The 21,572-nt window shown below is 62.7% G+C and carries 15 protein-coding genes and 1 pseudogene; 11 read left to right on the forward strand and 5 right to left on the reverse strand.

Annotated elements, in window-relative coordinates; translation table 11 throughout:
* Positions 1 to 37: 37 nt before the first annotated feature.
* The 6 genes and pseudogenes from DK391_RS04720 (at position 38) to xylB (ending at position 6,369) form a co-directional block, all read left to right on the forward strand.
* The gene (locus DK391_RS04720) at positions 38 to 916 is read left to right on the forward strand and encodes a sugar ABC transporter permease (protein ID WP_109476836.1); all 879 of its coding nucleotides are present in this window, start codon (positions 38 to 40) and stop codon (positions 914 to 916) included.
* Positions 904 to 1,716, forward strand: coding sequence for a carbohydrate ABC transporter permease (locus tag DK391_RS04725; protein ID WP_109476837.1), 813 nt, complete (start codon positions 904 to 906; stop codon positions 1,714 to 1,716). Before DK391_RS04720 ends, DK391_RS04725 begins: the two co-directional genes overlap by 13 nt.
* A gap of 10 nt (positions 1,717 to 1,726) precedes the next feature.
* A complete protein-coding gene (locus DK391_RS04730; RefSeq protein ID WP_109476838.1) occupies positions 1,727 to 2,761 on the forward strand; it encodes an NAD(P)-dependent alcohol dehydrogenase in 1,035 nt (344 codons plus the stop codon).
* Between the two features lie 4 nt (positions 2,762 to 2,765).
* The gene (gene ugpC / locus DK391_RS04735) at positions 2,766 to 3,926 is read left to right on the forward strand and encodes a sn-glycerol-3-phosphate ABC transporter ATP-binding protein UgpC (protein WP_109476839.1); all 1,161 of its coding nucleotides are present in this window, start codon (positions 2,766 to 2,768) and stop codon (positions 3,924 to 3,926) included.
* A gap of 57 nt (positions 3,927 to 3,983) precedes the next feature.
* Positions 3,984 to 4,877 (forward strand): AraC family transcriptional regulator, encoded by an 894-nt coding sequence (locus tag DK391_RS04740; protein WP_109476840.1) that lies wholly within the window; start codon positions 3,984 to 3,986, stop codon positions 4,875 to 4,877.
* Positions 4,878 to 4,908: 31 nt separating this feature from the next.
* Positions 4,909 to 6,369, forward strand: a pseudogene (gene xylB, locus DK391_RS04745) (xylulokinase).
* Positions 6,370 to 6,429: 60 nt separating this feature from the next.
* Here xylB and DK391_RS04750 read toward each other — a convergent pair.
* Together DK391_RS04750 and DK391_RS04755 are read right to left on the reverse strand one after the other, a co-directional pair.
* Positions 6,430 to 7,470: an asparaginase gene (locus DK391_RS04750; RefSeq protein WP_275426809.1), complete on the reverse strand. Its 1,041-nt coding sequence runs from the start codon at positions 7,468 to 7,470 to the stop codon at positions 6,430 to 6,432.
* Between the two features lie 123 nt (positions 7,471 to 7,593).
* Positions 7,594 to 8,685, reverse strand: coding sequence for a GlxA family transcriptional regulator (locus DK391_RS04755; RefSeq protein ID WP_109476842.1), 1,092 nt, complete (start codon positions 8,683 to 8,685; stop codon positions 7,594 to 7,596).
* Positions 8,686 to 8,915: 230 nt separating this feature from the next.
* Between DK391_RS04755 and DK391_RS04760 the strand changes: the two genes are divergently transcribed.
* Positions 8,916 to 10,070 carry a branched-chain amino acid ABC transporter substrate-binding protein gene (locus tag DK391_RS04760; RefSeq protein ID WP_109476843.1) on the forward strand — a complete coding sequence of 385 codons (1,155 nt, stop codon included), beginning with the start codon at positions 8,916 to 8,918 and terminating at the stop codon, positions 10,068 to 10,070.
* A 111-nt stretch (positions 10,071 to 10,181) separates the two neighbouring features.
* Here the strand turns inward: DK391_RS04760 and DK391_RS04765 are convergent, their stop codons facing one another.
* The 3 genes from DK391_RS04765 to DK391_RS04775 all read right to left on the reverse strand — a co-directional run bounded on the left by DK391_RS04765 (position 10,182) and on the right by DK391_RS04775 (position 16,112).
* On the reverse strand, positions 10,182 to 13,814 hold the full coding sequence (locus DK391_RS04765; RefSeq protein WP_109476844.1) for a hydantoinase B/oxoprolinase family protein: 3,633 nt from the start codon (positions 13,812 to 13,814) through the stop codon (positions 10,182 to 10,184).
* A 68-nt stretch (positions 13,815 to 13,882) separates the two neighbouring features.
* Positions 13,883 to 15,181: an MFS transporter gene (locus DK391_RS04770; RefSeq protein ID WP_109476845.1), complete on the reverse strand. Its 1,299-nt coding sequence runs from the start codon at positions 15,179 to 15,181 to the stop codon at positions 13,883 to 13,885.
* A 157-nt stretch (positions 15,182 to 15,338) separates the two neighbouring features.
* A complete protein-coding gene (locus tag DK391_RS04775) occupies positions 15,339 to 16,112 on the reverse strand; it encodes a putative hydro-lyase (protein WP_109476846.1) in 774 nt (257 codons plus the stop codon).
* Positions 16,113 to 16,305: 193 nt separating this feature from the next.
* Between DK391_RS04775 and DK391_RS04780 the strand changes: the two genes are divergently transcribed.
* From DK391_RS04780 to DK391_RS04795, 4 genes are all read left to right on the forward strand, one after another.
* The gene (locus DK391_RS04780) at positions 16,306 to 17,238 is read left to right on the forward strand and encodes a LysR family transcriptional regulator (protein ID WP_109476847.1); all 933 of its coding nucleotides are present in this window, start codon (positions 16,306 to 16,308) and stop codon (positions 17,236 to 17,238) included.
* A 195-nt stretch (positions 17,239 to 17,433) separates the two neighbouring features.
* The gene (locus DK391_RS04785; protein WP_109476848.1) at positions 17,434 to 18,411 is read left to right on the forward strand and encodes a sugar-binding transcriptional regulator; all 978 of its coding nucleotides are present in this window, start codon (positions 17,434 to 17,436) and stop codon (positions 18,409 to 18,411) included.
* Positions 18,411 to 20,048: an FGGY-family carbohydrate kinase gene (locus DK391_RS04790; protein ID WP_109476849.1), complete on the forward strand. Its 1,638-nt coding sequence runs from the start codon at positions 18,411 to 18,413 to the stop codon at positions 20,046 to 20,048. The genes DK391_RS04785 and DK391_RS04790 overlap by 1 nt, the downstream gene beginning before the upstream one ends.
* Entirely contained in the window at positions 20,045 to 21,553 is a 1,509-nt protein-coding gene (locus DK391_RS04795) for a glycerol-3-phosphate dehydrogenase (RefSeq protein ID WP_109476850.1), read from the forward strand. Before DK391_RS04790 ends, DK391_RS04795 begins: the two co-directional genes overlap by 4 nt.
* Positions 21,554 to 21,572 lie beyond the last annotated feature (19 nt).

Genomic DNA, 21,572 nt, shown 5'->3' on the forward strand with positions numbered 1-21,572 from the left:
TATCGCCTTTCAGCTTCATTGGCCGTCGAGGTGTCGTATGTTCAATCGCGGAAAGACCAGTCTTCCGTTTGTTTTTCTCGTCCCGCCATTGGTCGTGATGGCGGTGCTGGGTCTCGTGCCCACTATTGCTGCAATCAATCTTGCACTCAGAAATCGCGTGCTGCGCTATTCGGATAGCGAGTACGTGTGGTTTCGCAATTTCGCGCGTCTGTTTTCCGATCGTCGCTTTGTCAATTCGATTGAAGTGTCGGCGAGCTGGGAAATCGTGACGGTAGTCGGCGCGGTGGCGGTGGGCATTGTGATTGCGATCTACCTGTTCGAACACGTTCATGGCCGCATGCGCAATGCGATCAGCGTATTGCTGATTACGCCCGTATTGCTGCCGCGTGTATCGGCGGCGTTTATCTGGAAGTTTATGTACTCGCCGCTGACGGGCATCCTTAGCTGGATGCTTGGACTCGTCGGCATACAGGACACTGCGTTTCTGTCCGATCCCAGTCTCGCGCTCTACGCAGTCGCGCTCGTCGATATCTGGCAGTGGGGCCTGTTCTTCTCCGTCGTCGTGCTGAAGCTGCTGGAGACCTTGCCGCCTGAGCCGCTCGAAGCCGCGCGTCTCGACTATGCGAAGACGTGGCAGGTCTATGCGTATATCGCGCTGCCGATGCTCAAGGCGCCCATCATGAGTCTCGTGTTCATCAAGATGGTCGAGTCGCTGCGTTCGTTCGATCTGATCTACGTGATGACCAAAGGCGGACCAGGTGTATCGACGGAAACGCTCGACATGTACGCGTATTCGCAAGGTATCGGCTTGTCGGGCAAGGTGTCGTATGCATCGAGTATGGCCGTGCTGATGATGGTGGCGACCACGCTGATTTTCACTTTTATCTGGAAACGGGTGAACAAATGGGAAGACTGATCCCGCGTAGCACGGTTCTCCTGTTTGGTATTGCGCTGGCGCTGATCGCCGTATTTCCGGTGTTCTGGGCAGTACTCAATTCACTCAAAAACCTGCTCGATATCGTCACGCCGACACCGCGCTTTTTCTTCAGCCCGATACTCGATAACTACCGGCAGGTGATTTCGAGCCCTGAAGTTCTGATCGCGCTTGGCAACAGTTCGGTGATCGTCGGTACGGCTGTTCTGCTGGGCACGCTGCTCGGCGTGCCGGCTGCCTATGTGATTGCGCGTTATCACGTGCCGGGCAAGCGCGATATCCAGTTCTTTCTGCTGTCGCTGCGCTTTCTGCCGCCCGTGGCGGTGGCCATTCCGCTGATTGCGATCTGGGTCGATCTCGGGCTGTACGACACGCGCTTCTCGATGATCGTCACGTATCTGCTGACGACGCTTTCGACCATCACATGGCTGTCGATTCCCGTGTTCCAGCGCGTACCGCGCGAGATCGAGGAAGCGGCCACGCTCGACGGCTGCGGCCCGTACGAAGTGTTCTGGCGCGTCGCCTTGCCGACCTGCGCGAGCACGTTGATGGGCGGGATCATTTTCAGCTTCGTGCTGGTATGGAACGAACTGATGATCGGCCTCGCGCTGACCTCGTCGCACAGCGCAACGCTGCCCGTCGTCGCGTCCGCATTTACGTCGTTGGGACAGGAAGTGCCGTGGGGTGTGATCAACGCGTCGACGGTGCTGCTGGCACTGCCGCCGATTATCTTCGTGGGCGCGCTGAGCCGCCTGCTGAATTCGATGCTCAAAGGAAAGTAAGGAGACTGTAGTGAAGGCACTTGTACTGGAAGCCACCCGCAAACTGAGCCTGCGTGACATCGAACTGTCGCAGGCCGTCGGTCCGCGCGACGTCAAGATCCAGATCCACACGGTAGGCGTGTGCGGCAGCGACGTTCACTACTACACGCATGGACGCATCGGTCCGTTCAAGGTCGAAGAGCCGATGGTGCTCGGACACGAAGCATCGGGCACGATCGTCGAAATCGGCGCAGACGTCACGCACCTGAAAGTGGGCGACCGCGTGTGCATGGAACCCGGCATTCCGCAATTCGATTCGCCCGCGACGATGCGCGGCATGTATAACCTCGATCCCGCCGTGCGCTTCTGGGCGACGCCGCCCATTCACGGTTGCCTGACGCCGTTCGTCGTGCATCCCGCCGCGTTCACGTTCCGACTGCCGGACAACGTGTCGTTTGCGGAAGGTGCGATTGTCGAGCCGTTGTCGATTGGTTTGCAGGCCGCAAAAAAGGCAGCGATGAAGCCGGGTGACGTGGCCGTGGTCATCGGCGCGGGCACGATTGGCGCGATGACGGCGCTTGCGGCACTCGCAGGCGGCGCATCGCGCGTCATTCTCGCGGACGTGGTGGGCGCGAAGCTGAAGCATTTCGCCGACAACCCGGCTGTCACGACAGTCAACGTCACCGAGCAGTCGCTGGCCGATGTGGTCGCGGACGTGACGCAAGGCTGGGGCGCCGACGTCGTATTCGAAGCATCGGGCAATGCCAGGGTCTTCGACACGCTGCTCGATCACGCATGCCCAGGTGGCTGCGTGGTGCTCGTCGGCATGCCGCCGGGACCGGTCGCGCTCGACGTGGTCGCGATGCAGGCGAAGGAATTGCGCTTCGAATCGGTGTTCCGTTACGCCAATATCTTTCCGCGTGCGCTGGCGCTGATCAGTTCGGGGATGATCGACGTGAAGCCGTTCATCTCGCGCAAGTTCGCCTTTTCTGAAGGCGTGAAGGCGTTCGAAGAAGCAGCGGCCGGTCATCCGGAAGACGTCAAAATCCAGATCGAAATGGACTAAAGCCATGGCCAATATTGTGTGCAAAGGACTGACGAAGCACTACGACGGCGGCCCGCCCGTGCTGCATCCGCTCGACCTTCAGATCGACGATGGCGAATTCGTCGTGCTGCTCGGCCCGTCGGGTTGCGGCAAATCGACGATGCTGCGCATGATTGCTGGGCTGGAAGGCATTTCGGGCGGCGATCTGTCGATTGGCGCGACGGTCGTCAACGACGTACCCGCACGCGAACGCAACGTCGCGATGGTCTTCCAGAACTACGCGCTGTATCCGCATATGAACGTGTACGACAACATCGCGTTCGGATTGCGCCGCCTGAAGACACCGATGCAGGAAATCGACCGCCGCGTGCGCGAGGTGGCGTCGATGCTCAATCTCGATACCTTGCTCGAACGCAAGCCGCGCGCGATGTCGGGCGGACAGCAACAGCGCGCGGCGATTGCACGCGCGATGATCAAGACGCCCGACGTGTTCCTGTTCGACGAACCGCTGTCGAACCTCGACGCGAAGTTGCGTGCGCAACTGCGCACCGACATCAAGCGTCTGCATCAACGTTTGCAGACCACCACGGTCTATGTCACGCACGATCAGCTGGAAGCGATGACGCTGGCCGATCGGGTTATCCTGATGCGCGGCGGCAGAATCGAGCAGGCGGGCACGCCGAGCGAGCTGTATCACTATCCGCGCACGTTGTTTGCGGCAGGTTTCATCGGCACGCCAGCGATGAACTTCCTGTCCGGCACGGTTGAGGGTTCGCCGGATGCATTTTCCGTGCGCGTGCTCGACGAAACGTGGATACTTTCCGGGTCGCGCTTCGCGTCCTTGCGTGCCGGTCAGGACGTCAAGGTGGCGATCCGGCCGAATTACGTGCGGATCGCAGAAGGAAGCGGCCAGGCCGACTCGCTGAAGATTCGCGGCAACGTGGAACTGGTCGAAATACTCGGCGCCGATGCGCTCGTTACGGTGGATTGTTCTGGCGAGCGGGTCACGGCCCTGATACCGTCGGACAACCTGCCGTCGATCGGCTTGCGTGTCACGCTGGAGATGAACCGCCGCGACCTGCATGTGTTCGACGCGCAGACCGAGGAAAATCTCACGCTCGCGTCCGGCAAGGAACTGGGTCGCACGGATGGTGTGCGGGCAACATCCTCAGTGGGGATGCATTAGCGCGCATAGCCGGCAACGCAGAAGAAACCGGATAAACCGGTAAGAAGGAGACAACGAATGAGTCCAGATCTGGAACTGGTGCACACCCGGCAGGATGAATCCTTCCGGGCATGGGTCCACGACTATCCGCATAGCGTGGCGAAATGGCATTTTCATCCCGAGTACGAAGTGCACGTCATTCGTGCTTCGACGGGCAAGTTCTTCGTGGGCGATTTCATTGGCGACTTCGAACCGGGCAATCTGGTTCTCACCGGCCCGAACCTGCCGCACAACTGGATCAGCGACGAAGGCGCCGACGCCGATGTGCCGTCGCGCGACTTGGTGCTGCAGTTCTCGCGTGAAGCGGTCGAGCGCATGGTGGCCGCATTCGCCGAATTGAGCCCCGTGCTGGCGATGCTGGATCAGGCATCGCGCGGACTTCAGTTTCCCGATTCGCTTGGGCGGTCCATTACGCCATTCATGCAGGATCTGTCGGCGGCGCATGGCGCGCGCCGGGTTGCGTTGCTCATGAGCGTGCTCGAACAGCTTGTCGGTTGCACGGACAGAAGGCTGCTCGCGGGGCCGTCGTATGACGTGAACGCGCAGCGGTATATGTCGTCGACGATCAATCAGGTGCTGTCGTATATCCAGCAGAACCTTTCTGGCAACCTGCGCGAGACAGATGTCGCGGCGCTTTCCAGCATGAGCGTCAGCAGCTTCACGCGTTACTTCAAGCGCCACACCGGCTGCACGTTCGTTCAGTATCAGAACCGGCTCAGGCTCAATGAGGCTTGCGAACTGCTGATGTGCACGGACCTCAGCGTGACGGACGTCTGCTATCGCGTCGGTTTCAACAACGTATCGAATTTCAATCGGCAGTTTCTCGCGCAGAAGGGCATGCCGCCGTCGCGATTCCGCGCGCTGCATCGGCTCAACGAGGTTTCGCGTCCGGAACATCGCGCGGCAGCGTGATGTCGCGCCACATAACCAGAGGAATCAGATCTTGAGTTTTCTTGGAATCGACCTGGGTACTTCCGAGGTCAAGGTTGTGCTTACCGACGACGAATCGAATGTCGTGGCTACGGCGGGTGTCCGCTTGCGTGTGGAGAATCCGCATCCGCATTGGTCGGAGCAGAGTCCGCAGGCGTGGTGGAATGCGACGCTCGACGCCATCGGCAGCATCCGGGCCGAGCATGCGCCCGAGTTTGCTGCGTTGAGCGGCATTGGCCTGTCAGGGCAGATGCATGGAGCCACGCTGCTGGATCGCAGCGGTAACGTGCTGCGGCCCGCCATTCTGTGGAACGACACCCGCGCGTATGCCGAGTGTGTCGAACTGGAAGCGCTGGTCCCTGATTCGCGCACCATCACCGGCAATCTTGCGATGCCCTGATTTACGGCACCGAAGCTCTTGTGGCTGTCGAAGTATGAGCCGGCCGTCTATCGCTCCGTTCATAAGGTTCTGCTGCCGAAGGACTACGTTGCGTGGAAGTTGACGGGCGAGTTCGTGTCGGACATGTCCGATGCGTCGGGCACGCTGTGGCTCGATGTCGCGCGACGTGACTGGTCGGACAGAATGCTCTCCGCAACGGGGTTGTCGCGGGACAACATGCCGAGGCTCGTGGAAGGCAGTGAGCCTGGCGGGCAACTGCGCGATGAACTGCGCCGCGAGTGGGGTGTGTCGGGTTCCGTCGTCGTGTGTGGCGGAGCGGGCGATAACGCGGCGAGTGCAGTCGGGATCGGCGTTGTGAATCCGGGCGATGCGTTTCTGTCGCTGGGAACATCGGGCGTATTGTTCGCCAGTACCGCGCGATATGCGCCCAATCCCGGCGAAGCCGTGCATGCGTTCTGTCACTGCCTGCCTGAGCAATGGCATCAGATGAGCGTGATCCTCTCGGCGGCGGCCAGTCTGGAATGGCTGTCTGCGTTGTTGAAGACGGATGTATCCGAACTCGTCGGCATCGCGCCGCAAGGCCGCGACGGCAATCCGCCGATATTCCTTCCGTACCTGAATGGCGAACGCACGCCTCATAACGATGCATCCGCAAAAGGCGTGTTCTTCGGCATGACGGGATCGCATCGCGCCGAGCATCTGGCGTATAGCGTGATGGAAGGCGTTGCGTTCGCGATGGCGGATGGTTATGCCGCGTTGCGTGGCGCCGGCACGGAGTTGCAGGGCGCATCGTTTGTCGGTGGTGGTTCGAGAAGCGCGTTCTGGGGAAGCCTGTGCGCGACAGCGCTGGGTTTCCCGCTGCATCTGCATGAAGGCAGCAACATTGGCGCGGCGCTTGGTGCGGCGCGGCTGGCGCGGTTGGCTCACGGGAAAGAGGATGTTTCCGCCGTCTGCTCGATGCCGCCGGTTCTGGACACGTTTGAACCTCAGTCCGATTGGCAGGCGAGTAATCAGGAGCGGTATGGTCGTTATCGGCGGTTGTACACGAGCTTGAAAGCGGAATTCCAGGCTTGATGAGCGAAGATGTCGGCGTCCGGTCGGTCGCCGACATCTTCACGCAGAAAAGAGCGCGTCTTAATACCGCTCGAACACCGCTTGCAATGCATTCCTGTCCGCAACCTGTGTGAGCGCAAGCATAAGAAGTAGCCGCGCTTTCTGCGGAATCTGATCATCGACGGTGAGCCAGCCGTATTCGTCGTCGGGTTGTGCGCCATTGCGCAACACGATGCCATGTCCCGTCCGTGACGCGCGCACCACTAACACGCCGCGCCTCGCCGCGTCTCGCAACGGCCCGAGCAAATGACTCGCGATGTTGCCGTTGCCTGTGCCCGCAAAGATCAGCCCGCGAGCGTTCGCGGCAATCGCTTCAATCGCATCGGCTTCCAGTGCGCCGTATCCAAAGACAATATCGACCTTGGGCAAATTCGCCAGCCCGTCGGGCGACCACGGCGTATCGAGCGTATGCGCGCGGGCCGGACGGCGATAGTAATGCGGCACGCCTTCGATCACCCAGCCAAGCGGACCATATGGCGAACTGAACGCATCGAGCTTGAAGCTGTTGCTCTTGACGACGTCACGCGCGGTGTGGATTTCGCTGTTGGCAACAACCAGCGTCCCGATGCCGCGTGATGAGGGATGCGCCGCCACCGCAATCGCATCGTAGAGGTTGAGCGGCGCATCGGAACTCATCGCCGATGGCGGCCGCATCGATCCCACTACGACCACGGGCTTTACGCTCTTGAGCGTGAGATGCAGAAAATACGCAGTCTCCTCGATCGTGTCGGTCCCGTGCGTGATCACGACGCCATCGACATCCTGCCGCGCCAGCGCATCGGCGGCGCGCTTGCCGATTGCGAGCAGATGCTCGCTGTTGAAGTTCTCGGAGCCGGTTTGCAATAGCTGCTCCGAGCGCAGGCTGGCGAGTGCGCTTGCCTGAGGAAGCGTGTCGAGAATCTCGTCGATGCCGAGCACCGAGCACAGATAAGCTGACGTGTTGATAGCGGCTTTGCCCTGGCCGGCAATGGTGCCACCAGTGCCGATCACCAGGATATTAGGCTTTTCGGTCATGCGGGTTCGTTCTGATTGGAAGAAAGGCGCCGCGCAAACACGGCTCACCCGATGACCCGACTGTAGTGCGGCGGTAAGCAGAGGAATTGCACCGATCTGCCGCAAAGTAGAAGAAACGCGACAGACGTGCAGGAGCAGCGATGCGTAAGCCCGATTGCAGGTCCAGCGCGCTCAGTCAGCGCCAGTCGTTCGTGACGCGCGCAGTTTGCCAGGCGTGACGCCGTAGGCTTCGCGAAACACGCGGATGAAATGCGCGGAATCCGCAAAGCCACACTCATAGGCAATGTCCGTGATCTTGCGGGCCGTATTGACGAGCAGCCAGCGCGCGTAGCGCAGCCGCATGCGTCGATAGAACTCGTTGGGCGACGTGTCCATCTCCGCCATGAATGCGCGTTCGAGATTGCGCACACTGGTGCCAATCATCTTTGCAATGACGGCGATGTTCAGCGGCGCTTCAAGGTTCTCTTCCATCAGCAGGACCGCGTGCCGCACGGTCGCATCACCAACGGACAGATAGCCCAGCGCCGCGCGCCGTTCGACGAACGACGAGCCGCCCTGACGGCTCACCGTCATCTGATGAATCACCTTCGACGCGCGATCCGGTCCGCAATGCAGGCTGATCAGACGCGCGGCCAGTTCCACCACGGAAATCCCGCCCGCGCAGGTGATGCGGTTGCCGTCGATCATGTAGTCCGCGTGCGTGATCACGCGCAACGCGGGAAACAGGCGCCGGTAGTCTTCAAGATGGAAGCTGTGCACGCAGGCGACGTGATCGTCCATCAGCCCCGCGCGCGCCAGCACGAAGCTGCCGGTGCACAGGCCGACGAGCGGAATGCCTCCCTGAGCGGCGAGCTTCAGGTAATCCCAGTAGCGGCGATCGACGTGATCGAGTTCCGGCAGCAGCCCGCCGATAACAACCAGATAGTCGAATTGCGCGAGATCCGGAAAGGCAGACTGCACCGGCACCGGAATACCGCAACTCGCTTCAACCGATTCCCCTTGCAGGCCGACGATGGTCCACAGACAGCGCAACTGCCGGCTCTGGTCGCCGCGATCCGCTGCGTGGCGCAGCGCATCGCATAGCCCGGCCAGCGACAGCATCGGAAAGCGTGGCCACAGAAGAATCCCGACGCTCAGTTCCGCTTCGGACCGGCTGGGCCGCGTCTGAAGCGTGCGCGGCAGCGCATCCAGTTGCTCGACCAGTTCATGTGCCGTTTGCGCCGCGGTTGCAGCGGATTTCGAAGGAGAGGCAGCGGTCGGCATGCGCAAACTCGTGGGGGGATCGTCCGGATTATACGGTGGCGGGGCGCGTGTGGAGCGTCGCGCGCCTCTGCCGCAATTCTTCTATTTTCCGGCAGATCGATTCAATGCCGCCGCATTCTGGCTGCATAAATTTCGAACTACCGGCAGATGACATCGCGCTGCGCGTAGCCGGTCGATGGGCGGCGTTGGCTGTTCGTCGTGGCCAACCACAACTACTTTTCGGGTGAAGCATGAGCAAGAGCACAGCTTGGGGTCGCAGCATCGCGACTGTCGGCATTCTGGGAACGTTGTCGAGCGCTGCAACCGGCGTCGCCCGTGCCGACGAGACGGTCAAGATCGGTGAAGCCGCGCCCGTCACCGGGCCTGCGTCGTATCTGGGCAAGGACACGGAGAACGGCGCGCGCCTTGCGATCGAGGAGATCAACCAGAAGGGTCTCGTGATCGGCGGGAGAAAAGTGACGCTGGTGTTCGACGCTCAGGACGATGCGGGCGATCCGCGCCAGGCTACCCAGGTTGCGCAGAAACTGGCCGACGACAAGGTAGTGGCCGTGGTCGGGCATATGCAGTCGGGTTCGACGATTCCCGCGTCGAAGATCTATAACGATGCGGGTATCGTGCAGGTGTCGCCGTCCGCAACGAATCCGGCGTACACGCTGCAAGGGTTCAAGACGGCATATCGCGTCGTCGCCACCGACGCGCAGCAGGGCCCGACGCTGGCCGATTACGCGGCGAAGAACCTGAAGGTCAGGACGGTGGCGATCGTCGATGATTCGACCGCTTACGGGCAGGGACTGGCCGTCGAGTTCGAGAAGCAGGCGAAGGCGAACGGCATCACCGTGCTGTCGCATGATGCGAGCACCGACAAGGCCGTCGATTTCCGCGCGATTCTCACGAAGATCAAGGGCGAAAAGCCCGATGTGATCATGTATGGCGGTCTCGATGGCACAGGCGGCCCGTTCGCGAAACAGGCCAAGCAACTCGGTATTCCCGCGAAGGTGCTGGCGGGCGACGGCCTGTGTGCTGAAGATCTCGCCAAGCTCGCAGGCGATGCCGCCGACAACGTGATCTGCTCGATTGCCGGTGCACCGCTGCTGAAAATGGCCGAAGGGCCGGCCTTTGTCGACCGGTACAAGAAGCGCTTTGGCTACGCGCCCGTGCTGAACTCGCCATTTGCATACGACGCGGTGGGCGTGATCGTCGATGCGATGAAACGCGCGCAATCGACCGAACCGGCGAAGATTCTGGCTGCGATGCCCGCTACCGATTACCACGGCGTGCTCGGCGAAACGCAGTTCGACGCGAACGGCGATCTGCGGCACGGGGTGATTTCGCTCTACAAGTATGTCGACGGCAAGCAGGCGCTGCTGAGTGTCGTGGAGAAGTGAGCGCGTGATACGACAGCTCTAGTAAAAACCCCGCGAGATGGAGATCTGGCGGGGTTTGCTTTAACACTTCTGGCGATCCACTCTGCTCGTGCGGTTCGAAGTAAAGCCTCGTCAAGCCCCGCCGAATCCACCACCTCCCGGCGTTTCCACAACGAACACATCGCCCGCTGCCATCTCGATGCTCGCGATATGCCCAAGCGCGACGACCTCACCGCCCGCGCGCTCGACGCGATTGTTGCCCGTCATACCCGCGTGTCCGCCCGCCGCACCGAACGGCCCGTGAAGCCGGTTATTCGAAAGAATCGAAGCCGTCATCGGCGCGAGAAAACGGATGCGTCGGATCGCGCCGTTGCCACCGCGCCAGCGTCCGCCGCCACCCGATTGCGCGCGGATCAGATGGGATTCGAGCCGCACGGGATAGCGCCATTCGAGCACCTCAGGATCGGTCAGGCGCGAGTTGGTCATGTGCGTCTGTACCGCATCGACGCCGTGAAACCCTTCGCCCGCGCCGCTGCCGCCCGCAATCGTCTCGTAGTACTGGTAGCGCGCGTCGCCGAACGTGAAGTTGTTCATCGTTCCCTGGCTCGATGCAACGATACCGAGTGCGCCATACAGCGCGTTCGTGACCGCGGACGACGTCTCCACGTTGCCCGACACCACCGCAGCGGGATAGACGGGATTGAGCATCGATCCTTCAGGGACGATCACCGAGAGCGGTTTCAGGCAACCGGCGTTGAGCGGAATGTCGTCGCCGACCAGCGTGCGGAACACGTAGAGCACGGCGGCCATGCACACTGCTTTCGGCGCGTTGAAGTTGTTCGGCAGTTGCGCGGACGTGCCGGTGAAATCGATCGTCGCGCTGCGCGTGTCAGCATCGACGCGAATGGCCACGTCGATCACTGCGCCGTTGTCGAGCGCGTAACGGTACGCGCCATCCTTGAGCGCACCGATCACGCGGCGCACGGCTTCTTCGGCGTTGTCCTGCACGTGCTGCATGAAGGCGAGCACGACCTCGCGGCCAAACTGCGCGACCATGCGTCGCAATTCATCGACGCCTTTCTGGTTCGCGGCAATCTGCGCACGCAGATCCGCCATGTTCTGCGCGATGTTGCGCGCAGGATATCGGCCAGACCCAAGCAGCGCACGTGTCTCTGCATCGCGCAACACGCCTGCCGAAACCAGCTGCCAGTTGACGATCAGCACGCCTTCTTCTTCGATGTGCGACGACGCAGCGGGCATCGAACCCGGCGTGATCCCGCCGATGTCCGCATGATGGCCGCGCGAGCCGACATAGAAAAGCGGCGCGTCGCTGCCATCGGCGAATACGGGCGTGATGACGGTGACATCGGGAAGATGCGTGCCGCCGTGATACGGGTCGTTGAGCATGTACACGTCGCCGTCGCGCATCGTGCCGCGATTGCGCTCGATGACGGTCCGGATGCTTTCGCCCATCGATCCCAGATGCACGGGCATGTGCGGCGCGTTCGCAATCAGATTGCCCGCAGCATCGAAGATCGCGCACGAGAAGTCGAGCCGCTCCTTGATGTTGACGGAGTAGGCGGTGTTTTGCAGCCGCAGCCCCATCTGCTCCGCGACCGACATGAAGAGGTTGTTGAAGATTTCGAGCCGCACAGGGTCGGCCTGGGTGCCGATCGAACGGCGCGTGGGCAGCGGCAGCACGCGCGTCATGACGATATTGCCCTGCGCGGTCAGCACAGCCTGCCAGCCTGGTTCGACAACCGTAGTGCCGTTTTTCTCGGCGATGATCGCGGGGCCGTCGAGCCTGTCGCCTGCCAGCAGCGTGTCGCGCGAATACAGCGATGCATCGTGCCAGCGTCCGCCCGAATACATGCGAACCGTTGCGGCCACGGCGGGAAGATCGCCGGGCGCGCGTGCAGCGAGTTGATCGGTGACGGCCTGCGCGTCTGCGTGACCGATTGCCTCGACGGAGGCCAGTTCCACGACGAGCGGCGTGTCCGCCATCAGGAACGCGTAGCGCTGCCGGTACGCGGCCTCGAACGCTTCGCGCATCGATTGCACGCTGCCTGCGTTGACCGCGAGCGCCGAGTCGGTGCCCTGGTAACGCAGATGCACACGACGTACCGTAGAAATACGCTCAGCGTCGACGCCCTGATCGAGCAGTGCACCTGTTGCATCGCTGGCGAGCGCGTCGAGTGCGGCGTCGACGGTGGCAAGCGACGTGCTGTCCAGTACGATCTCCAGCGCGCGTTCCCGCATCGCCGTCTGATCGGCGAGGCCCATGCCGAACGCCGACAGTACGCCCGCAAGCGGATGGGCGAATACGCTCGTCATGCCGAGCGCGTCGGCGACACCGCAGGCGTGCTGTCCGCCTGCGCCGCCAAAAGTCGTCAGCACGTATTGCGACACGTCGTGGCCGCGCTGCACGGAAATTTTCTTGATCGCGTTCGCCATGCTGCCGATCGCAATCTCCAGATAACCTTCCGCGATATCTTCCGGCGTGCGCCGCTGGCCGGTCGCCGCGAAAATCTCATCGGCCAGCGCGCTAAAGCGCTCCACAACGACATCCCGATCAAGCGCTTCATTGGCGTGCGGGCCAAAAACGTGCGGAAAAAACGCCGGTTGGATCTTGCCGAGCATCACGTTGCAGTCGGTGACGGCGAGCGGGCCGCCACGCCGATACGCGGCCGGACCTGGGTTCGCACCCGCCGAATCCGGCCCGACGCGCAGACGGGCGCCATCGAAACCCAATACCGAACCCCCGCCTGCCGCAACGGTGTGAATGCTCATCATCGGCGCGCGCATGCGCACACCGGCCACCTGTGTTTCGAACACGCGCTCGAACTCGCCGTTGAAATGCGAGACATCGGTCGACGTGCCGCCCATGTCGAAGCCGATCACACGTTCGAACCCTGCCGCCTGCGCCGCGCGCACCATCCCGACGATCCCGCCCGCCGGGCCGGAGAGAATCGCGTCCTTGCCCTGGAACAGATCGGCGCGCGTGAGGCCGCCGCTGCTCTGCATGAATTGCAGATTCACGCCGGGCATCTCGCGCGCCACCTGATCGACGTAACGGCGCAGGATCGGCGACAGATAGGCGTCGACAACAGTCGTATCGCCGCGCGACACCATCTTCATCAGCGGCGAAACCTCATGCGAAACCGACACCTGCGTGAAGCCGATACGGCGCGCCAGCACAGCAATCTCGCGCTCGTGTGCCGTGTGCCGGTAACCATGCACGAGCACGATGGCGACAGCGCGGATGCCGGCATCGAAAGCTTCGCGCAGCGCGGCTTCGGCGGCATGGAGATCGAGCGGCGCGACCACGTCGCCTTGCGCGCCGCTCCGTTCGTCGATTTCGATCACGCGCTCATACAACGATTCAGGCAGCGCAATGTCGAGATCGAACAGACGCGGACGGTTCTGATACGCGATCCGCAGCACGTCGCGAAAGCCGCGCGTGGTCACGAACGCAACGGGTTCGCCCTTGCGCTCCAGCAGTGCATTGGTCGCGACCGTCGTGCCCATCTTGACCATGTCGACGTCGCGCGGCGTGATCGGCTCGTCGGCACGCAGGCCGAGCAGGTGGCGAATCCCCGCGACAGCCGCATCGCGGTATTGCTCGGGATTTTCGGAGAGCAACTTGTGCGTGGTCAGCGAGCCGTCGGGACGGCGCGCGACGATATCGGTAAAGGTGCCGCCGCGGTCGATCCAGAACTGCCAGCGGGACGGCACACAAGCTTCGGGAGTGGAATGACGATTCATGATGCGATGAGAGACGCTTTCAGGTTGAAGACAGTCGATCGAACGACGACGCAGATGTGCGATCGCGCTCAGGCCGATTCGAGTTCACGCCCGCGTGTTTCGGGCAAGGTGAGCGCCGCGATGATCAGCACGCCATACGCAGCGACCGCGAAGATGCCGATGCTCGTGCCGAGTCCGAACTGCTTCGACAGCGTGCCGATCAGCACAGGAAAGAGCGCGCCGATTGCGCGGCCGACGTTGTAGCAAAAGCCCTGGCCGGAGCCGCGCACGCGGGTCGGGAAGAGTTCCGTAAGAAACGCGCCCATGCCCGCGAAGATGCCGGAAGCGAAGAAGCCGAGCGGAAAGCCGAGCCAGAGCATCGAAGCATTCGTCAGCGGCAGCGACGTGTAGGCGAACGCGATTGCCATCGAGCCGATTGCGAACAGAATGAAATTGGGCTTGCGGCCGATGCGATCGGTGAGCCATGCGCTCGACAGATAACCCACGTACGACCCGACGATGATCATCGCAAGATAGCCGCCCGTGCCCATCACCGTGAGATGACGCTCCGTCTTCAGGAAAGTTGGCAGCCATGTGGTGATCGCGTAGTAGCCGCCCTGTGCGCCCGTCGTGAGCAGGGCGGCGCGCAACGTCGTGGAAAGCAGCTTTGGCGCGAAGATTTCAGTGAAGCGCGGCGTGTCTTGCGCGGCCTGCTGTTCGGCTTTCGATTGCTCGAACACTTCCGGCTCTTTCACATAGCGGCGGATCACCAGCACGAGCAGCGCAGGCACGAGGCCGACGAGACACAGCGCTCGCCACGCGATTTCTGGCGCCATCGTCGAAAACAGCACGGCATAGAGCAGGGCGGCCAGGCCCCAGCCGAGCGCCCAGCCCGACTGCACGAGACCCACTGCTTTGCCGCGGTCGCGAGCGCGGATCACTTCGCCGATCAGCACGGCGCCCGCCGTCCACTCACCGCCGAAGCCAAAGCCCATCAGCGCGCGCGCTGCGAGCAACTGGCCGTAGGTCTGCGCGAGGCCGCACAGACCGGTGAAGACGGCGAACCACAACACGGTGAGTTGCAGTGTGCGCACGCGGCCAATGCGGTCCGACAGAATCCCCGCGATCCAGCCGCCCAGCGCCGATGAAAGCAGCGTCAACGTGCCGATGAAACCCGCATCCGCGAGCGTGATGCCCCACGTCGCGACGAGCGTAGGAATGACGAACGACAGCATCTGCGTATCCATGCCGTCGAGCATGTAGCCGACCTTGCAGCTCCAGAATGCGCGGCGCGCACGTGGACCCGCTTCGGCGTACCAAGAAAGCTGGCGGGGAACGGCCGCTTCGACAGGTTCGTCTGCGATTGCCGTGAGTGTCTTGCTGTCCATCTGTAGCTCCTGTTGATAGTCGCGTGGGGAACGAGAGGCGCCGTTCGACTGCCGGAAGAGATTTCGTAGAGTCGAGTGGGCCCCTCTGGTCGGCGCGGCCAGATTTCGGTCAACGAAGGGGACACCCGGCGTTGCGGCGCTGCGTGCGCCGCAGCGTTCAGAACACGGCTAGCGATGCATTCGTGATGTCGGTCATCAGCATGTGGCCCGGCGCGTGGGCAATGGCGAGCGGCAGTTTTGCTGCCATCAGCGCCGTTTGTGGCGTCACGCCGCAGGCCCAGTACACAGGCAATTCGGCAGCGTGGATCGTCACGGCATCGCCGAAATCGGGACGCGCGAGATCGGCGATGCCGAGCACCGACGGATCGCCGATATGCACGGGCGCACCGTGCACGCCAGGAAAGCGGCTCGTGATCTGCACCGCGCGGATCGCGTCGGCGCCGCGCATCGGGCGCCTCGACACGGCGAGTGCCCCGCCGCAGGTACCCGCGCGCTGGTTGGGAATGTTGGTGCGATACATCGGCACGTTGCGGCCTTCTTCGACATGGCGCAGACCGATGCCTTCCTGCGCGAGCATGTGCTCGAAAGAAAACGAACAGCCGATTGCGAACACAACGAAATCGTCCTGCCAGAGCGCCTCGATCGATTCCACGCGTGCGCTCAGCGCGCCATCGCGATACACGTTGTAAGCGGGCACATCGGTGCGGATGTCGAGGTCGCGGCCGAGCATCGGCAGGCGGAAATCCCCCGGTTCGCCGACGCCGAGCAGCGGACAAGCCTTCGGATTCGCGTGGCAAAAGCGCAGAAAGTCGTGCGCAGCGGCGGCGGGCAGGATCGCCAGATTGGCTTGCGCGTACTCGCCGCAATGTCCGGCCGTCGGGCCGCGAAAGTCGCGGTGGCGCACAGCCTGGCGGAATTCAAAAGGAGTCATGGTGGGGACGTCTCTGGCGATGGTTTTCGGTGTGTGGCGCGCTTCGCGTGTCGAATTGCGTACCGTCAGGCAAAGCATAGAAAAGAAGAAAATTTGACGCCAACTAGTTTTCTTTGCTGTCGGTGGATAGAATTTCTTAACGAAACCACGGGTTTTCCCGAGTCACGTCGCTTTTTTTGAAGCGCTTAGCGCCATGAATACTCGCTTCCTCGAAACCTTCGTCACGCTCGCCAAACTGCGCAGCTTCCGCACCACGGCAACGGCGCTGCACGCAACGCCAGCCGCGATTTCCCAGCGCGTGAAAGCGCTCGAAGATGAATTGCAGACGGTGCTCGTCGATCGCGATAGCCGTGAATTCCGCCTGACGCCGAATGGTGAATATCTGCTTGGCTACGCGAAAGCGGTGGTCGAAGCGACGCGCCAGTTGCAGGCGGCCGCGTCTAACGAAGGCGCGATGCGCGGCAAGCTGCGGCTGGGTGTGATCGAGACGGTGGTGCACAGCTGGCTCGCCGACTACATGCGGCGGCTCGCGGCCGACTATCCGCAACTCGAGGTGGAGCTTGCCGTCGATGTGAGCGTCGTGTTGCAACGCCGGCTGATGGCGGGCGAACTGGATCTGATCATCCGGGTGGAAGGCAGCGACGAGGAATCGGTCGTATGCGATGCGCTCGCCAACTATCCGGTTCACTGGATCGCGCGCGCGGGTCTTTTGCCGCTCTCGCGCAGCGGTCTGGCGAAACGCGTGTTGCGCCATCCGATTCTCACGTTCGGGCGCGGAACGGCGCCGCATCGTGCGCTTGAAGATATCGTCAGCAAGCTGGCGCTCGCGAACGGCGTGCCGATGGCAGACACGCGCATCACCGGTTCGCCGTCTATTTCCGTGATCGTGCAACTTGTGCGCGACGGCTTCGGTGTCGCGGCCATTCCGCGTCTGTTCGTCGATGAACTGATCGCGCGCGGCGAAGGGGTCGAGTTGCCGTTGCAGCCGTCGCCGCCTTCGATCGTCGTGTCGATGTCGCGCCGTTCCGATGCGCCGCTGTGCGTGCATGGCGCCGCCAATGCCGCGCGTGCTGCATGTCATGGCTATTGCGAACATGGCGACGCGCGGTTGATCGAGCCGTTATGACAGCGGACGGGATGCGCGAGCGATCCCGAAGGCAACTGTGCACTGCAGCAGAGTTTCTCTGGCGCTGATCGATCGATCCGGCGTATCAGGGTTTTAGCGGATGGCAATTGAAGTCCTGGCTGCCTATCGTGCTCACAACTGAAATAAATTTCAGCACACGGAAAAAATATCAGTTCGTGTGAGCACGGAGACGATATGACGAAATCCGCTATCAAACGCGATGCCGAGGACAGTCTCGCCATCCGGGCCGCGTGGTTGCACTACGTGGCCGGACAGACGCAAGCCGACGTCGCCACCCGGCTAGGCGTCAGCAATGTGAAGGCGCATCGGCTGATTACCCGGGCCCATCAGACGGGCGCGGTCAAATTCACCATCGACGGCGACGTCACCGAATGCGTGGTGCTCGAAGGCGAACTCGCGCAACGCTACGGTCTCGACTACTGCGAGGTGGTGCCCGATCTCAGCGAAGGCGACTTGCCGCTGCTCGCGCGCGGCGTCGCCGGTGCGCAGTTCCTGCAACGGGAGATCGGCGCGCGGCAGGACGGCGTGATCGGCATTGGCCACGGACGCACGCTGGCCGCCGTGGTGGCGAACATTCCGCGCATGGACGCCGGCACCGTGCGCTTCGTGTCGCTGCTCGGTGGCGTGACGCGCAAATACACCGCGAATCCGTACGACGTGATTCATCGTCTGGCCGAACAGACGGGCGCGATGTCGTACGTGCTGCCGCTGCCGTTCTTCGCCAATACGGCCGAAGATCGCGAAGTGCTGCTCTCGCAGCGCGGCGTGCGCGAGGTGTTCGACCTGGCGGCGCGTTCGGACCTGATGGTGGTCGGCATCGGCTCGGTGGGCGCGGACGCGCAACTGGTTGCTTCGCAGATGATCGAGCCCGCGGAGATTCAGGAAGTCCGCAAGCTGGGCGGCGAGGGCGAGTTGCTCGGGCACTTCTTCAATCGCGCGGGCAAGTCGGGTGAGACTTCGCTGGCGGCGCGCACGGTTGCGCCCCGGCTGGCCGATCTGAAGGGGCGCCGCATCATCGCGATTGCCGGCGGTGCCTCGAAAATCGAAGCGATTCGCGCCGTGCTCAACAGCGGCCTGCTGAGCGGTCTTATCACCGACGAAGCGACCGCACTGGAGCTGAATCTCGAATCCTCCGCGACGGAGGCAGCGTGATGACGGCCGCGGCGCATGATCTTCTGATCGGTGTCGACGCGGGTACATCGGTCATCAAGGCGGTCGCCTACGATCTGTCGGGCCGGCAGATAGCGTGCGCATCGGTGCCGAACAGCTACACGACGCGAGCCGATGGCGAAGCATCGCAACCGCTCGATCAGACCTGGCTCAACTGCGCGAAGACGCTGCGTGATCTCGGCGCCAAGGTCGCCGGTCTGGCGCAGCGAACGCGAGCGCTTGCCGTGACGGGACAAGGCGACGGCACCTGGCTGGTCGGCGCGGGCAATCGCCCCGCAAGCGATGCATGGCTGTGGCTCGACGCCCGCGCAGCGGGCACGGTGCGGCGCTTGCAGCAGGGACCGCTGGCGCGCGCGCGATTCGAAGCCACGGGCACGGGACTCGCCGCATGCAGCCAGGGCGTGCAGATCGCGCATATGGCCGCAACGATGCCGGACGTGCTCGACCGTGCCGAAGTGGCGCTGCATTGCAAGGACTGGCTCTATCTGAACCTGACTGGTGTGCGCGCGACCGATCCATCGGAAGCGAGCTTCACCTACGGCAATTTCCGCACGCGCCGTTACGACGACACGGTGATCGAAGCGCTCGGACTGAGCGCGCGGCGCGGTCTGCTGCCGGAGATTGTCGATGGCACGCAGGTGCTGCATCCGCTCTCGCCTGAGGCGGCCACGGCGACAGGACTGCTCGCGGGTACGCCCGTGTGCCTGGGTTTCGTCGATATCGTCTCGACGGCGCTCGGTGCAGGCATTCACACGGCGAACGCAGCGCACGCCAGTTGCTCGATCGTCGGCTCGACGGGCATGCATATGCGGGCGGTACGCAATAGCGATGTGCATCTGAACGCCGAGGGTACGGGCTATGTCATCGCCTTGCCGCTGCCGGGCATGTCGGCGCAAGTGCAGTCGAACATGGCCGCCACGCTCAATATCGACTGGCTGCTGCATCTTGCCAGTGATCTGCTGGCGCAGTTCGGCACGCGCCTGTCGCACAGCGACGGCATGAAATGCATCGATGGCTGGCTGCAGCCAGCGCGCGCCGGTTCGCTGCTCTATCACCCGTATATCTCCGATGCAGGCGAACGCGGGCCGTTCGTCGATCCGAATGCACGGGCGGGCTTTATCGGGCTGACGAGCGAAAGCCGTTTTCCGGATCTGGTGCGCGCGGTGGTCGAAGGGCTCGGAATGGCGGCGCGCGACTGCTATACGTCGATGGGCCTGCCGATGCCGAAGGAACTGCGCCTGACGGGCGGCGCGACGCGTTCACGCGCGTTGCGTGGCGTGCTCGGCGCGGCAGTCGGCGCACCGACGCGCATTTCGATGCGGGAAGAAGCGGGCGCAGCGGGTGCGGCGATGATGGCCGCCATCGCGCTCGGCGTCTATCCCGACATGGAGGCCTGCATCGCGCAATGGGTCACGCCGCTGCTGGGTGAAGTCGAAACGGCCGATCAGGATCTGACGCATCGCTACACGCGCCTGTTCCCTGTGTATCGCAACGCGCGCGAAGCGCTCGCACCGACATGGGCGCAAACCGCCCAGTTGATGCATCCGGCGCAGACGATGCAGCATGTCGAGCCGCTTACGCCAGCCCTGACTAACGTCGAATACGGAACGTTGAGATGAGCACGAACAACGTGGTGGACCTTTGCGTGATCGGCGGCGGCATCAACGGCGCGGGGATTGCGCGTGATGCGGCGGGCCGGGGACTGTCCGTGCTCCTGTGCGAAAAGGACGACCTTGCACAAGGCACATCGTCTCGTTCGGGCAAACTCGTGCATGGTGGTCTGCGTTATCTTGAGTACTACGAATTTAGACTCGTGCGCGAAGCATTGATCGAGCGCGAAGTGTTGCTCAATGCAGCACCGCATATCATCTGGCCGCTGCGTTTCGTTTTGCCGCATAGTCCCGGCGATCGTCCCGCATGGCTGGTGCGCACGGGGCTCTTTCTCTACGATCACCTCGGAGGCCGCAAGAAGCTGCCGGGCACACGCTCGCTCGATTTGCGGCGTGATCCCGAAGGCGCGCCGATCAAGCCTGAATACCGCAAGGCTTTCGAGTACTCCGATTGCTGGGTCGACGATGCGCGGCTCGTGGTGCTGAATGCCGTCGATGCGGCACAGCGCGGCGCACAGGTGTTGACGCGAACAGCGTGTGTGTCCGCGCGGCGGGACGGCGATATGTGGCGTGTCGAACTGCGCGACGCGCGCGATGGCGCGACACGCAGCGTCAGCGCCCGCGCGCTCGTCAATGCAGCGGGGCCGTGGGTATCGGAGGTGATCGGGCGCGCGGGCGCGGCGTCGACGCGCAAGGTGCGGCTGGTGAAAGGCAGCCATATCGTTACGCCAAAGTTCTGGGATGGCGCGCATTCTTATCTGGTGCAGAACCACGACAAGCGCGTGATCTTCATCAACGCCTATGAAGGCGACAAGGCACTCATCGGCACCACCGATGTGCCATGGGACGGCGCACCCGAACGCGTCACGATCAGCAGCGAAGAGATCGACTATCTGCTTTCCGCCGTGAACCGTTATTTCAGGCGTCCGCTGCGCCGTCAGGACATCGTGCAGAGCTTTGCCGGCGTTCGCCCGCTGTATGACGACGGGCAGGGCAATCCGTCGGCGGTGACGCGTGACTATGTGTTCGACCTCGACGACAGCGCGGGCGCGCCGCTGCTCAACGTGTTCGGCGGCAAGATCACGACGTTTCGCAAGCTCGCCGAGCACGCATTGCAACGGCTGCGCCCGACGTTTCCGAACATGGGCGAAGACTGGACGGCGAGTGCGACGCTGCCGGGCGGCGACATAGCGGATGCCGATATGACCCGTTTCGTTGCGCATCTGCAGAGTCGCCATAGCTGGTTGCCGCGCGACCTGACGCGCTACTACGCGCAGACACACGGCTCGCGTACTGCGCAACTGATCGATGGCATGTCGTCGCTCGCAGGTCTCGGCCAGCAATTCGGGCCCAATTTCTACGAAGCGGAAGCGCGTTATCTGATGGCCCACGAATGGGCGGAGACAGCCGACGACATCCTCTGGCGTCGTACCAAGCACGGTCTGCATATGAGCACAGCGCAGATCGCCACCTTCGAAGCGTGGCTGGACAGCCGCGTGATGAAGTTCGCCTAAGCGCAATCAGCGTACGCCC

It is taken from the genome of Paraburkholderia sp. C35 (assembly GCF_003121405.1).
Classification (GTDB): Bacteria; Pseudomonadota; Gammaproteobacteria; order Burkholderiales; family Burkholderiaceae; genus Paraburkholderia.